The organism is Glaciimonas sp. GG7, from assembly GCF_052976905.1.
Genome location: NZ_JBRIIQ010000102.1, coordinates 1 through 13,840 on the forward strand (window position 1 = coordinate 1; position 13,840 = coordinate 13,840).

General features: G+C 51.2%; 11 protein-coding genes and 1 pseudogene. 3 read left to right on the plus strand and 9 right to left on the minus strand.

Annotation, left to right across the window (positions count from 1 at the left end; translation table 11 throughout):
• From ACVBEF_RS17690 to ACVBEF_RS17700, 3 genes are all read right to left on the minus strand, one after another.
• A partial coding sequence (locus ACVBEF_RS17690; protein WP_447125243.1) for an efflux RND transporter permease subunit occupies nucleotides 1-1,250 on the minus strand: 1,250 nt, incomplete at its 3' end.
• A gap of 89 nt (nucleotides 1,251-1,339) precedes the next feature.
• Nucleotides 1,340-3,160 carry a DUF1302 domain-containing protein gene (locus ACVBEF_RS17695; protein WP_447125244.1) on the minus strand — a complete coding sequence of 607 codons (1,821 nt, stop codon included), beginning with the start codon at nucleotides 3,158-3,160 and terminating at the stop codon, nucleotides 1,340-1,342.
• A 326-nt stretch (nucleotides 3,161-3,486) separates the two neighbouring features.
• Nucleotides 3,487-4,869 carry a DUF1329 domain-containing protein gene (locus ACVBEF_RS17700; RefSeq protein ID WP_447125245.1) on the minus strand — a complete coding sequence of 461 codons (1,383 nt, stop codon included), beginning with the start codon at nucleotides 4,867-4,869 and terminating at the stop codon, nucleotides 3,487-3,489.
• Between the two features lie 233 nt (nucleotides 4,870-5,102).
• Here ACVBEF_RS17700 and ACVBEF_RS17705 point away from each other — a divergent pair, with 233 nt between their 5' ends.
• A complete protein-coding gene (locus ACVBEF_RS17705) occupies nucleotides 5,103-5,336 on the plus strand; it encodes a hypothetical protein (protein WP_447125246.1) in 234 nt (77 codons plus the stop codon).
• A gap of 10 nt (nucleotides 5,337-5,346) precedes the next feature.
• Here ACVBEF_RS17705 and ACVBEF_RS17710 read toward each other — a convergent pair whose 3' ends face one another.
• Nucleotides 5,347-6,018: a retron system putative HNH endonuclease gene (locus tag ACVBEF_RS17710; RefSeq protein ID WP_447125247.1), complete on the minus strand. Its 672-nt coding sequence runs from the start codon at nucleotides 6,016-6,018 to the stop codon at nucleotides 5,347-5,349.
• Nucleotides 6,015-7,406: an AAA family ATPase gene (locus ACVBEF_RS17715; RefSeq protein ID WP_447125248.1), complete on the minus strand. Its 1,392-nt coding sequence runs from the start codon at nucleotides 7,404-7,406 to the stop codon at nucleotides 6,015-6,017. Before ACVBEF_RS17715 ends, ACVBEF_RS17710 begins: the two co-directional genes overlap by 4 nt.
• 456 nt (nucleotides 7,407-7,862) lie before the next feature.
• On the opposite strand from ACVBEF_RS17715, the gene ACVBEF_RS17720 reads away from it, so the two are divergent.
• Nucleotides 7,863-8,186: a hypothetical protein gene (locus ACVBEF_RS17720; RefSeq protein ID WP_447125249.1), complete on the plus strand. Its 324-nt coding sequence runs from the start codon at nucleotides 7,863-7,865 to the stop codon at nucleotides 8,184-8,186.
• A 61-nt stretch (nucleotides 8,187-8,247) separates the two neighbouring features.
• Here ACVBEF_RS17720 and ACVBEF_RS17725 read toward each other — a convergent pair whose 3' ends face one another.
• Nucleotides 8,248-9,147 carry an ABC transporter permease gene (locus ACVBEF_RS17725; RefSeq protein WP_447125250.1) on the minus strand — a complete coding sequence of 300 codons (900 nt, stop codon included), beginning with the start codon at nucleotides 9,145-9,147 and terminating at the stop codon, nucleotides 8,248-8,250.
• On the minus strand, nucleotides 9,140-10,327 hold the full coding sequence (locus ACVBEF_RS17730) for a quaternary amine ABC transporter ATP-binding protein (protein WP_447125251.1): 1,188 nt from the start codon (nucleotides 10,325-10,327) through the stop codon (nucleotides 9,140-9,142). Before ACVBEF_RS17730 ends, ACVBEF_RS17725 begins: the two co-directional genes overlap by 8 nt.
• 578 nt (nucleotides 10,328-10,905) lie before the next feature.
• Between ACVBEF_RS17730 and ACVBEF_RS17735 the strand changes: the two genes are divergently transcribed.
• Nucleotides 10,906-11,475, plus strand: coding sequence for a hypothetical protein (locus tag ACVBEF_RS17735; RefSeq protein ID WP_447125252.1), 570 nt, complete (start codon nucleotides 10,906-10,908; stop codon nucleotides 11,473-11,475).
• Between the two features lie 239 nt (nucleotides 11,476-11,714).
• Here the strand turns inward: ACVBEF_RS17735 and ACVBEF_RS17740 are convergent, their stop codons facing one another.
• Nucleotides 11,715-12,593 (minus strand): glycine betaine ABC transporter substrate-binding protein, encoded by an 879-nt coding sequence (locus ACVBEF_RS17740; protein ID WP_447125253.1) that lies wholly within the window; start codon nucleotides 12,591-12,593, stop codon nucleotides 11,715-11,717.
• A gap of 308 nt (nucleotides 12,594-12,901) precedes the next feature.
• A pseudogene (locus ACVBEF_RS17745) lies at nucleotides 12,902-13,813 on the minus strand (flavin reductase family protein); the annotation flags it as partial.
• Nucleotides 13,814-13,840: the final 27 nt, after the last annotated feature.

Here is a 13,840-nt window from a genome sequence, read left to right on the forward strand (position 1 = left end):
ATGACCGCATTGCGCGGCTCGGCCACGCGGGCCAGCGTGCGTAACCAGCGCGCACGTTGCTCGCGCTTGCGCATGGCTTTGTCAGCGTAGGCCTTAGTAAAGTTGAAGCAGGAAGCGGCCACCGGCAGCATCACCAGATTGGTCAATATCTTGTAACCGACACCGAGCGAGGCGGTGATTGCCAGTTCGCGAATCATCGGGATGGGGATGAGCAGCAGCGTAACAAATGAGACCAAAGCGGTCACCAGCGCCAGCGTGCCGGGGATCAGCAGCCCGGTAAAACTATGGCGCGCGGCCTCCATCGACGATTTGCCGTGGGCCAGCTCGCGGGTAATAAAATTGATTTGCTGGACCCCGTGCGAGACGCCGATGGCAAACACCAGAAACGGCACCAACACGCCCAGCGGATCAAGGCCAAATCCCAGCAACCGTAGCGTGCCGAATTGCCATACCAAGGACGTCAGCGAACAAACGATCGGCAAAATCGTAAAGCGTAGCGAGTGGCAATACCAGTACACCGACAACGCAGTCAGCACCAGCGCGATGGCGCAAAACACCAGTACCGATTTAGCACCGTCGGCAATATCACCGATCTGTTTGGCGAAGCCGATGATCTGCACGTCATAGTCGGCGTCTTCAAAAGGCTTGCGGATTTTATCTTCGAGCAGGCGGTTGTATTGGACGTAATCGATCTTCTTGCCAGCGGTATCGGTCTCGCCGATTTCTGCCGTAATCATGGCCCCGGTCTGATCGCGTGACACCAGCGAGCCGACAAAACCGCCTTGCGCTGTCGATTGCTTAATCTGGGCGATGTCGGCGTCACTCAAGCCCTCAGGCGTAATCGTGCCGGGGATAATCGGCTGCGAGCGAAAACCCTCTTCGGTGATCTCGTTGACGAAACTGTTCGGTGTCCATAAAGACTGCACGCCCAGTCGGTCGACATTGGGCAAGTACGCAGTGGCCTGCGTGACTTTATACAACCGGGTCAACCCCTCCTTGGTCCAGATCGTGCCGTGCTTTGCCTTGACCACCACCGTCAACCGGTTCGCGCCGAACAGATCGGCACGGTATTGCTGGAACGTCTTCACGTATTCATGGCCGATCGGAATCTGCTTCTCGAAACCGGCGTCCATGCGTAGTTGCAAGGCAAAGTACGCCATCACGGCTGTCAGCAAGGCCAGCGCACCGAGCACTAACAAGCGCCGGGAAAATAGCCAGCCTTCCAATGTTTGTATTATTCTGTTTAGCACGTACGTTCCTCAATTCTGTGACGCTGATGGCACTATCATTACGCCCTCTCCGGGTGTGGAGAGGGCGTGCAAATCCACTGATTCGCTAATTAAAAATTACGCGTCACAAACGCACCGATAAAATTCCGGTCCGAATACGGCTGCGACACAGCATTGCCGCCGTAGAACGCGGTGAAGTTAATCCCGGCCTGCCACTTTTGCGGATTCTGGTTAAACAGTACGTAGAAGTTGGCTGACTTAGCGCCCGCCTCGTAATTAGCTGAGAAGGTAGGGGTATAGCCTTTTACTGCGTCATAAAAGGTAATCCCCGGTGTGACTTGCCAGCCCGGAATCAACGTGCCGTCATAGGTCCAGTTAAAGTCAATCGTCAGACCGAGCGCCGTTGAGCTGCCCTGCCCCGTGGCAATCGGATAACCTGCGTCGGAATTATTGTTGAGCCAGCTTCCGTAAGCCGCATCCACCAATTGATATACCTGCTGCCCACCGACGGTACTGACATATTGCTTATTGGCATTGACGCCCGGGTATTTGATCATGGTCAGTTCGGTAGTAAACACGCCCAGATCAGCACCGATTAATTTCAGAATCGGATGCGTGGTTTGCGTCATGTTTAACTGCGCATTGATATCGAACTGGATTTTTTTCATGTCCTTCCAGGCTGCACAATTGGCACCACTGAGCAGGTTAGTGTTCGCATCCGGCGCACCTCCGGCCAGATAGCAGCCCGACATCGAGACCGCATCGTGTGGACGGTACGATAGTTCGGAACCGATAGCCCAGTCGCCCAGCGCAAAATTAGTACTCACGCCCAACAAACTACGATTTTGCAAATACGACCATTGCGACGATCCATTAGCCAGATACGACAGCACCGGCGCTTTGTCGGTGTAATTCTCGTAATAGAAACCAAAGCTGATATCGGTTCCATCCGGCTTATAGCCAAGCTTCAAGCCAAATTGCGGCTTATTGCCCGGCAACACCGTGCTGTACTGGCCGCCGGTGGCGTTGTAAGGCGCGCCGCTATACAAACCGTTGAGCAGGTTCTGATTCACGCCGCTAACGAACTGGCTGTTCTTGCTGTTCGATCCGGCGATGGTGCCGGGGTCAATACCGGCGACGTTAAAGTTTTGCGTGTTAAACGACGCTGGCCCCGCACCACGCCCAAAAACGTCGGACGCCGACCAGAAAGTGCCTACCGGCGGATATTTATTACCATTCCATTGGAGCTGGTAATACCCCTCGGTAGAAAATCCGCCCGGCAAACTGCTGGCAAAACTGAGCATCGGCGCAGGCAGCAAGGCTTGCTTGAGTTGGGTGCCGGGGATCAGTAATTTTTGGATATCGATGGAGTTGGTGGCATTGATTCCGCCGGACGCAAAATAACTTTCACCCCAGTTGATAACCTGATTACCGAATCGAAGATGGGCGCGCTGGTCGCCGATCGTAAAGTCTTTCTGACCCCAGAAATCGAGCAATTGCATACTCTCAACGGCCTGACTTCTGACATCTGGCGCAAGCGCGGTGCGCTGTGTGCTGGCGGCGGCAAAGTCGACCATTCCCGTGCCGCGGATCAGAAACTTATAGCCCTCCGCTGGCATCGTCAATCGCAGTTCGCTGGTGAAGCTGGTGTAGGCGGTGAACGCCTGATTTTTTTTGAAGTTGAGGTTGCCATCGTCGCCATTCGCCCAGATACCGGTATTGGCCGCGCTACCGCAGCCGTAGGCATTCGGGTCACCGGTCAAGGTGCAGCTTGGGTTCTTGGTGCGCACGCCAAGTCCGCCGGTAATATTGGACACCCAGTCAGCGCGCATGTCGCCAATCCCGGTATCGAAAGTATAAGCACGCGCAGGGCCATAAGCCAGTGCGCCGCATACAGTTATCCCAAAAAAGCGGATCATCGCTTTATTCATTTCATCCCCTTAGATTTTTACAAAATAAAGCGAACAGATTGCTGGGGCGTATCGATATTTGAATGTAATAAACTCCGTTCGTAATGAGTAGCCCGTCAGGGCGTATCGAAGTATTTGCATACGTTAGCGATTCTTCGATACGGCACTTTGTGCCTACTCAGTCCGAACGGTTGAGTGATGCCTCACAAACTTTATATGTGAACACGTCCTAAAAATCATCCACCCCACTCACCACGACGACATTGGGCCCTACCCCCCAATGCCGTCATCCTCCCTCTCCACGAAACAGCCCCTCCGCCGCTTCATGGCAACATCATGCCAATGCGCTACCTATCGCTGATAGCGCCCAGGTTTTCGCCGGTAAAGAAGTTATCGGCAAATCGTGGATCAGTTGATTCCGGCGGATAAAATTTCAGGTCTTTGCCTGTTCCGACGATGGTTTCATCAAAGACATAACGACGGCTGATCAAATCGTTATAGACCGATGCCGCTGGCACACAGGCACCGATTTCCGACTCTGGCGTGATGTAATTTTCTTTGGCTTTCCAGATTTTTCCCTGTGCGTCATAGTCGTCGCCGACTGTGACCAGCCAGCTATCCTCATCCACATACAGCGTTTTCTTCGGGGTCGAATGCCGCACGCCAGCCTTGACTGTGCCCTCAATCTCCCAGACCCGATGCAACTCATAGCGACGCAGATTCGGATTGACAAAATTCGGCCCTAGCGCCTCGTCAAGCTTGGTATTAAAGCGTTGCATCGCAAAGTTGTTGTACGGCACGTAAACTTCTTTTTTGCCGATAATTTTCCATTCGAAGCGATCAGGATTGCCGTAAAAGCCGAATGAAATATCTGCCGGATATTGGTTCTCATAGCCAATTAACGGTGCATCGTAGGCATAGCTAGGCAGGCGACGCACGCGGCGCTGGCCGGTAAAGTAATAATACGTTTCGGTATCTTTATTGAAGTAATAGCGCTGCACCGTCCCCTGTCCGGCAAGCGCGGCAGGCTCTGAATACAAGTAATAAAATCCGTTTTGCAAACCCTTGGCATCCTGCGGCGAATGCTGACCTTTTTTGGCCCACGGGAAATACGACAATTGATTCCACCGGGCAACAATCGCATTGGTCGTGCCCGGGCGCGGCGACACCACCGTATAGCCATCCGGCCATTCAGCGGCCACACCCTGATAGCGCATCAACCAGTTCCACATCACCTCGATCCCCTTCTCAGGCACAGGGAAAGGAATGCCCGGCAAGGTCGCGTTTTCCAGCGACCAGCCATCTTTGGCGATTGACGCCTTGAGCGCACCGTCTTTGGTATTTTTTTCCACCGCCGCAGGCAAGCCGCAATTGCGATAGCTGGTGAAGACCGGCATGGTGTAACCCTTGACCTCCTTGAGCATTTGAATCTGGCCCGGGGTGAGCTTGTCGGCGTATTTATCGACGTTGCCAGCATCGATCACAAACAGTGCCTTATCAGCCTTATGCTTCCAGAAATCCTCACGCAACTTGCCGTAAGACCAGCCCGGCTGCGGACTCTCAGTGCCAGCAAAGGCGGGAATCGCGCCATCCTTGCTCGCGCCCTTTTCTGCCCCAACCGCTGTCAAATCCGTCCCCAGCCGCGCCACATCAGCCTCCGTCGCGGCCCCTGCATTGCCTGCTATCAGACCCAGCGCTGCCAACATCCCCACCACCTGTTTTGCTCTCATGCTCAAAGCTCCTCTACACACTTTTAGACGGTTTTTAAAAAGATATCCGGACCCGAAAATATCTTGTTTTTGTGATTGATCTTTAGAGTTGTATTTCTTCTGCTGACCTTGCGCGAACCACGATTGTTGTAAAGATTCGTTCTGTTTTTATGTTTGATAAAGAAGTTTAAATACACAACTCTATAGGTTAGAAATTACACGTGAAATTAGGGGGTACTTGGACGGATTCCGACATGCTGTTGTCTGCAAGCGTCAAGGGGGTGGCGGGGGATGACAAATGGGGTGGGAAGCGAGGCGAGAAGCGGGATAGCGGCGATGCTGATGGGTTGTTTGATGCAGAAAATGAAGCAAAAACCGAGGGGCGATGCAGATCAGATTTTGTGGTGTGCGTGGCACAACCAGATTGCGCTTTAGAAAATCACTCAGAGGTAATGAATGGAAGATTCAATACCGTAAGTGCGACATAAAGATCTGAGATCAGGAATCAAGAAAAGAACCAAAATGTTGCTGCCTGGCAGTAATAAACATCGGCAATTTGTGATGCATTTCGCTCAGTTCACAATCTAAAAACGGCATCAAATTGACCGACTCTGCCATCAACTCGCCGATGATGCGATAGCCCTCCTCAAGCAAATCTTTGCGTAATCGGCACAGCCGACGACAGTTCAAATTAAGTAACGTAATGGTGTAGGTAGCACGCTCGGTTTCGGCCACAGACAGCCCTGCCGCTGCTTGTACGGTCCCATCGCTGACAAGGTATTCGAAAAAGTGATCGCAGTTATGCAGAGTCGGCGATATAAAACGGGAGTCGTATCTTGCCCAGTCCCGCTTGCCGTCGCTGTGGCCGCAACTAACACCGCCGTTGGCTTTGGTTGCACCAATCTTTTCGGAGTACGTGCAAGAGAGGACTAAATTTGTCCATTCAAACGTCCTGTCGCTATGGGCATGTTTAGGCCAGATGTGCTCAATATGGCTACCGATCTGGCTATCGAGCTCTATTTGACAGTAAGCACAGAGATGTTTTTGCAATTGCATCAGCACTTCTGAGACCGCCGCTTTGCCATCAAAATGGTCCCAAATGCCAGCACCGCGCGCTATTGCGCGCTGTAAAGCTTGAGGTGGATTGAAGGGATGCTTGATCGGTCTCATCGAGCCACCTGCTTACGCCGTGCTACGTTACGTGCAATAAGCATGTCAGCCAATTGCAGTTGTGCATTACCTGTACCCAATTCCTTTTCCAGCTTCACGCGTATTGCCGTCGTTGCGGCGTCAATATCGTTGCCAGCTTCGACCCGGCGCAAGTAGTCTTTAAGCTGCATATTGACTTCAAGTGGCGGACGCGAAGAAACATCAAGAATATCTTCAAGCGCCGCTCTGCTCTCATCGGCGTAAATTTCGTAGTGCGGTGTTTCGACAACCGGCTGTCCGTCAACCCAGTTCAGCACCCTGATAGATTCGCTGTGTACAGTGGTGAGTACTTGGGGGCTATGTGTGGTCACAATAAACTGCACCTGCGGAAATGCTTCCAGAAGATTGGTTAATACCGTTTGCTGCCATTCTGGATGAAGATGCATATCGACTTCATCAATCAAGACGATACCGGGCGTCTGCCGGGTAGCTTCTGCCCCAAGATGCGGGTTCAGCTTGGTGGCTCTGAAGGCCATATCCGCTACCAGACCAACCATGTTACGAATACCATCGCTGAGCATTGAAATCGGCAACTGACCAAGTTGCGGGTGAGTGGCAACCAATTCTTTATGTCTGACGCTGTAGTCGAGCTTATCCCAAGCTGAAATAGCTAAACAAGTCTTGATAGCCGTATTCACCGATGCAATACAGTCGTCAAACTCAGTCGATGTTGCCCCCCCTTGGGTCTGAAAATTTTCCAACCTAGCATTCAATGCATTTTCGGTCCAGTAGCGAAACCACGTAGCGAACGATTTATAACTAGAATCTGGATTGAGGCAATTGGTATAGCCAATGGTCCGTGAACTACGCGAAAGTTCATCTGTCTTGAGATTTTTTAATTGCCAAAGGCGACCAGTTCCGTAGTAACCCACCAAAGGTAACGTGACATTACTACCTTCGGTTCGTACCTCATCTTGCAAATACTTACCGTATTTTGTGAGTTCTTTGCAATCTTTAATCGTCGTCTTCGCTTTTTTTGGACTTGAAAGCTGCCGTTTCCACGATTGCGGGCTCGGAGTGATATCCATTCCCACCTGAGCCAATAAAGTGAATGGAAAACAACCGCTAGCCACAAGCTCTACACCACCCTTGGCGTATTCCATTTCCCTTCTGTCGGTCTTTGTTACCGGACTCTGGCGGATATCACCGGCATCAAAATGCGGCCCATGCGCCTCATCGAAAGCCCCCACAAAAGGACCAAGCGCCACAGCAATAGCATCAAGGACTGATGTTTTTCCGGCACCATTCTGAGCGACAAGCACTGTCAAGCGTTCATGAAAATCAATCTCAAGATGGGGAAAGCAGCGATAGTTAATCAGCCGTAATTTAGTTAATGTCAGTGGATTCATGGTTTTCTGCCCGATTCAATAACGTACTTACATCAAAGTTGGCCGTCAAAATGACTGAACATAAGGCTTGAGCAGGCCCGGTGATGGTGTATGAATAATAGTACGCGCAGCATATAGAAGGCAAAAAGATATGTCCACCAACGCATTTTTCGCTGATTTTTCGCCGATCAAAACCGCCATAACTAAAACTGCTATTTACCGGTTGACCTCCATTTTCAACGACTGTATCTTGTCAACGTTCCTCAAAAAGGAACACAGGTTTGACAGCCTGATTTGTAAATACCCGGACCGCGTCATGCGGTCTGGGCCCTAAGTTCGCCCTCACCGGGCGGCGGTGCCGGGAAAGCCTTCGGGCTTGCTGGTCATTTGGTATTTACAACCGGTCTGTCAATCCCGTCATTTGCCGCCCACCCGTACTTCGACGGGAGCGGTTCAACCGGACTAAAGGATCGAACGATGCCATTCAACAATGCTACCGAACCATCTCAAGACGACTCATCTGACAAGGCCAGACAACAGCGGCCAAAAAACCTCACCGATATTAAAGAACGATTTTTTCTGATCGACTACGCCAGATACTCAATGGAAACCTCTCTGGGTGTCACAGCGGTTCTCGATGTCATCGAAGCCAACGAACATTCCCAAGCCGATGCACCAACGCTGGCCGTTAGCGGCCCGACGTGCGAAGCGTTGCAAACACTGGCGCTGCTCTCGGCTCGACTATTGGCCAATTATGCGCTGCAAGAAGTCGAATTAATGGATGCGCGCAAGCACGTCTGACAAATTTAAGTCGAAAAAAAAAGAGGCTAAATAGCCTCTTTTTTTATCCTGACATTTCACACTAAGTAGTCACCAACGCCACAGCCCGCTTACGAAACATTTTCCGCAATTTAAAGAACCGCTGCACCTTGCCAGCCTCCGGCGTAATACCAAAACTCTCAGTAATTCGATCCAGAATAATCGCCAGCAGCACCACGCTCAAGCCACTCTCAAATCCCAGCCCGATATCAAGCCGCTGAATACTCGCCAGCACGTCATTCCCTAACCCACCCGCGCCGACCATCGAGGCAATAATCACCATCGACAAGGCCATCATGATGGTCTGATTAATCCCGGCCATGATCGATGGCAAGGCGTTGGGAAACTGGACTTTGTAGAGCAGTTGCCAAGGTGTGCAGCCAAAGGCCTGACCGGCTTCGACGATCTCATTATTGACATGGCGTATCCCCAGCGCAGTCAGGCGCACCGCTGGCGGCATCGCAAAAATCACGGTTGAAATAATTCCAGGTACACGTCCCAGACCGAACATCATCGCTGCAGGAATCAGATACACGAACGCTGGCATGGTTTGCATCAAATCCAGAATAGGCCGCACGATCATCGCGACCCGCTTACTCTTAGCGGCCCAGACGCCCATCGGTATGCCCAGCGCCAGACTGATGATGGTGGCCGAAATCGTCAGCCCTAATGTCACCACCGTCTGATCCCAGAAACCGGTCCCCAGAATGAGCAAGAAAGCGACCAGCGTAAATAACGCAAACTTAAAGCCGACGCGCCAGACCCCCATCACGATAAAGAAGCCCACCAGCACCCCGATCGGGAGGATTTGTAAGCCATGCTCAATGACTTCGGCAAACCAGCTGATGGCAGCGCCAAAGGCATCAAAACTATTGCCATGCTTATCGAGAATGTAGTGAACGCCCTGATCGACCCAGCGTCCGAGTGGAATAGTGTCAGACATGTGCGCTTTCCTTTGACAATGCTTGCAGAACCATGGATTGACTGATCGCGCCGCAATAACAGCCGTCGGCGTCTACCACCGGTAGCGGAATCGGGCTGGCAATGAGTTTTTTCATCACCACATCGAGAGCGGTCCGATGATGAATTAATTCGACTTTTTGCATGGTCAGCGGCGCTATGACGCCGTTGACATCGGCAAAACTGCGGGTTGGCATCATCCCCTGCACTTTGCGTGCGCTGTCGACGACGAAGGCATAGTCGGATCGGCTGCTCGCGTATAGATGCGGATTGGACTTGAGTTCTTCAGCCGATTTAAGCAGCGGTACGGTGTTGATTTGCATCAGATCGCTGGCGGTCAGATAGCGGCTGGTATCGACGCCGTCAAAGAAGGCGCGGACGTATTCTTCGGCAGGATTATCGATAATTTCCTGGGCCGTGCCGACTTGTACCAGACGCCCGCCTTCCATGATCGCGATCCGACTGCCGATACGCAGCGCTTCTTCCAGATCGTGGGAGACAAAAATAATCGTGCGGCGTTGTTCTTTTTGGAGTTCGAGCAAGACGTCCTGCATCTCTTTGCGCTTGAGCGGATCGAGGGCAGAAAAAGCCTCATCCATAATCATCAGCGACGGATTGACCGACAGCGCACGCGCCAGACCGACCCGTTGCTGCATCCCGCCCGATAGTTCGCACGGCAGTTTGTTGGCAAATGGTGCCAGACCGACTTGTTCCAGCACCGCCATGGCTTGACGCTCACGCTCTTTCTTGCCGACACCGGCGACTTCCAGACCGAATGCGGCGTTCGACAACACCGTGCGATGCGGCATCAACGCAAACGACTGAAACACCATGCTCATATCACGGCGACGCAGTTTGATGAGTTCAGCTTTGGTCATCGCGGCCACGTCCTGTCCATCGACCCAGACGCTGCCCGCACTCGGATCAACCAGACGATTGATGAGGCGAATGAGGGTGGATTTGCCAGAACCAGACAGTCCCATAAGCACAAAAATTTCGCCCTCTTGCACCTCGAACGACACATTTTGAACACCGACGACCTGGCCGGTTTCAGCAAAAATTTTGTCCTTTGAGTAGCCTTTTTTAAGCATGCTTAAGGCTGTCTCGGGGCTATCTCCAAAGACTTTGTACAGGTGATCAACGACCACTTTTCCCGATTTCATCAACTGTCTCCTAATCGATCATTTGCTGCTACCGCACTGTTCTGCTGGCCGACGGTAGATGTGCTGTGCACCATTTACTGCATGGCGCGTCAGGTTGTGTTGCCCTCTGGCAATGCGACGTACTTTCGTACTACTTTTCCAGCCAGATTTTTACTGCATCTATGCATACTCATTATTTTTATAGGTCAGTAACATAGTCGCGAGAAAGGATACGTGGCGAATGAAAATTTACGACAGCCACTTAGCCAAAAACGACGCCGTCACTGTCGTGCCATGAACAGTGGGGCCAGCGAGCGCTGTATCGACCTCAGGCGGCGCTCAGTAGCACCACTATTGTCGTAATAACATCTTTTAGGGTCGCAATTTTCTTGAGAAAAACTACGCACTATTGTCGTCTTGAGGCAACTGAACATCCATCACGCGCCGTTTTTTTATACTGAAAATGAAACGCAAAGTAAAACAGGTATTTTTATCTGAAAACGGATCCGTAATACGGCACTCTTTGAGCGGTTTTTGACTGTATGTATCCATCCTGCACACATAGACTTAATGCTCGATTAATTACCTAAGAGCACGTTATGCCTATGCCACCAGTTGCTAATACGAACATTGTAGGGGCTAACACCTCCTGCATTAACAACATTCCAGAGGTAACAAATCATTCACCACAGTCAAATTTCAGCAACAACTATATGGCGGGAACAAATTCATCTGAATCAATGCTTTCAACTACCACTAATAATCATCCCCACACCTCGCAAAATGACATCGTTCAATCACCATACGCAATTGTTTCAGAGTTTCAAAGGACAGCCGACTATCATATGAACAATGCGGAAATACTCGTGCAAAAGGTAGTTGAAAACGCCAACCAAGTATATCAATGGACAGTGCACAATATAGTTGACCACATGGAGTTTCAAAAAGCCACATCAAGTGAATCAAAGGCTTATTATCATCAGCAAATGTTTGCTAGCGAAGATCGAATGAGATTCTTCACATCCAACCTTAATAAAAATCGAGATGCGTTGAAAGAGCAATTTGATTTAAGTAATTATTATGCAGCCGAGGCAAGGCAAGTATTCGAAGCCGAAGCTGCCCCAATCAGAAGCAGCAATATTGGCGCACAACAGACTTTTTCAGAATAATTTCACGCACTATCATTTTTCTGATCAGGTAGCCGACCATCTTGCCCAGCCATAAAAAAAGCAGTAAGCAGTCTCTCTATCAAGAGGCTGCTTACTGCTTTACAAACGCGTCCTGACTAACCTGTGAAAAATAGTCCGTACTATTCTTTCAGAAGAGTACGGACTATTTTTTAGCAGGACTGATTTAATGCCCCCTACTCACTACCTGGCAACAAGAAAGTCTTCAACGCGCAACAACATCACTTAGCAGCAGCCAACCATTCCTTGACCCGCTCTGGATGCCCGGCAACCCATTTTTCAGCGGCAACTTCCGGCTTCTCACCATTTTGCACGGCCAACATCACGCTATCAATTTCACCCGGTTTCCAGGAAAAATTCTTCAGCAAATCATTGATCGGTTTCGCCTTGGCCGCTAAGCCGGGATTGGCTACGCTATCGACATGTTCCGATTCGCCATAGACATTTTTAGGATCTTCCAGAAACTTCAGTTTGTACTTGGCAAACATCCAATGCGGAATCCAGCCAGTCACAGCGATCGGTTTATTCGCCCGAATCGAGCGATCCAGTTCTGCTGTCATTGCGCTGCCCGAGCTTGGCATAAGCTTGAGCGTCAAACCGTAATCCTTGATCGCCTGTTCGGTCTTGGTCATCACACCAGCACCAGCATCGATCCCCACGATGCGACCATCAAAAGCCGCCTTTTGCGCCTCCAGATCGCCGACGGTGACGGCGGTGACGTATTCAGGCACGATCAGACCAATCTTGGCCCCATGAAAATTCACGCCCAGATCAACGACTTTGTCTTTGAGCTTGTCGTAATACGCGCCATGCGTAGCCGGTAACCATGCCGACATCGTCGCGTCCAAGTCACCACGCGCCACGCCTTGCCACATCAGACCCGCAGCCACCGGGACCAGCTTGACGTCGTAACCAAGATTTTTACGCATCACCTGCGCGGCGACGTAAGTTGTGGCAACGCTGTCGGACCATCCTTCGACATAGCCGATGCTGATGCTCGGTTTAGTTTCTGCACCAGCCAAACCGGACACCGCAGTCATACCTAAACCGATACTCAGCCAGCACAACTTGGTTACCAGAGAATGTGAATTCAATTTCATTGAAAGCCTCTTAAAAGTAGAAATGGGTAACGTGATGGAATTTTTTATAGGGAACCGCTGCGCAACAATTTTATCTTCCGCCAGTTTTATCATCGTCCATCAGGGTTTTGAAAAGTTCGCCATTTACGACCAGAATTGGAGCAATTGCGACGTTTGTCAGTTGCCAAAAAAGAAGATTGAGCTTCCTGTATTTTTTCGTAATCCCAGTACATAACTAAGTCCGCATAATTGTTTAGACCAGGCACCCCGACGCAGACAGTGCGATTGATCGGCAAGGGAGGCAACGACGTATAAACGATTATGCGGCCTTACTTATCCACCACCAAATCCGTCAACGGTTTACTACAACACAGCAACACCATCCCCTGATCAATTTCCCGCTGGCGAATCCCACCCTTATGCTGCATCGCAACCTTGCCGGAAATCAACTTTACCTTGCAAGTCCCACACATCCCCTGCGCGCACGACGAGGCTAACCGCACACCGGTAGCACGGGCGGCTTCCAGTACGTGCTGGTGTGCGCCGCAGACAATTTCACGGGCACTTTTTTGAAACATGACCTTGAAAGTACTGGTGTCCAACGTGTCAAGTAATGCCAAGGTATCGACCGGCTCGGCGGCAGCAATCGCCATTTCCGGCGCGGCGATGGCGTGTACTTCAGTCGGAATCAGCGCGACCGCCTCCATCACTTCTTCCCGTACTTCCTCGGGAAGATTCTCGAAGGAAAAACTCTCCTCGTGATAATGCTGACGATCAAACCCTGCCTGATCGAGCATGGTGCGCACCGCCCGCATGTAGGGCGCAGGGCCGCATACAAAAATCTCGCGCTGCATAAAGTCCGGGGCCATCAAGGTCAGCGCGGGCAACGACAACATGCCAGTCGGACCGTGCCAGTCACGCCGTGCACCTAAACGCTCACAGATAAAACGGGTACGGAAATTGTGCTGCGTGCTGGCAATCAAGGCCAGTTCGCGTTCAAAAATAATATCGTCCGGCGTCCGTGCGCTATGGATGAAAGTGATATCTCTATCATCGGCCAAATCGTAGTGCGCGCGTGACATCGACATCAAAGGCGTGACACCAGAGCCAGCCGACAAAAACAGATATTTATCAGCGGGATACGTCGCGCAAGTGAACTCGCCAGCTGCACCCAATACACGCACGCTGTCACCCGCTTTCAGATTATCGTGCAGCCATCGATTCGTGCTCGATGAACCGGGCGCTTAGAGAAGCTATCACCGACTGCC

Coding starts and splice junctions, on each gene's coding strand:
- ACVBEF_RS17695 (WP_447125244.1), bottom strand. CDS start 3,160: ATGAATAAAGCGATGATCCGCTTTTTTGGGATAACTGTATGCGGCGCA.
- ACVBEF_RS17700 (WP_447125245.1), bottom strand. CDS start 4,869: ATGAGAGCAAAACAGGTGGTGGGGATGTTGGCAGCGCTGGGTCTGATA.
- ACVBEF_RS17705 (WP_447125246.1), top strand. CDS start 5,103: ATGCTGTTGTCTGCAAGCGTCAAGGGGGTGGCGGGGGATGACAAATGG.
- ACVBEF_RS17710 (WP_447125247.1), bottom strand. CDS start 6,018: ATGAGACCGATCAAGCATCCCTTCAATCCACCTCAAGCTTTACAGCGC.
- ACVBEF_RS17715 (WP_447125248.1), bottom strand. CDS start 7,406: ATGAATCCACTGACATTAACTAAATTACGGCTGATTAACTATCGCTGC.
- ACVBEF_RS17720 (WP_447125249.1), top strand. CDS start 7,863: ATGCCATTCAACAATGCTACCGAACCATCTCAAGACGACTCATCTGAC.
- ACVBEF_RS17725 (WP_447125250.1), bottom strand. CDS start 9,147: ATGTCTGACACTATTCCACTCGGACGCTGGGTCGATCAGGGCGTTCAC.
- ACVBEF_RS17730 (WP_447125251.1), bottom strand. CDS start 10,327: ATGAAATCGGGAAAAGTGGTCGTTGATCACCTGTACAAAGTCTTTGGA.
- ACVBEF_RS17735 (WP_447125252.1), top strand. CDS start 10,906: ATGCCTATGCCACCAGTTGCTAATACGAACATTGTAGGGGCTAACACC.
- ACVBEF_RS17740 (WP_447125253.1), bottom strand. CDS start 12,593: ATGAAATTGAATTCACATTCTCTGGTAACCAAGTTGTGCTGGCTGAGT.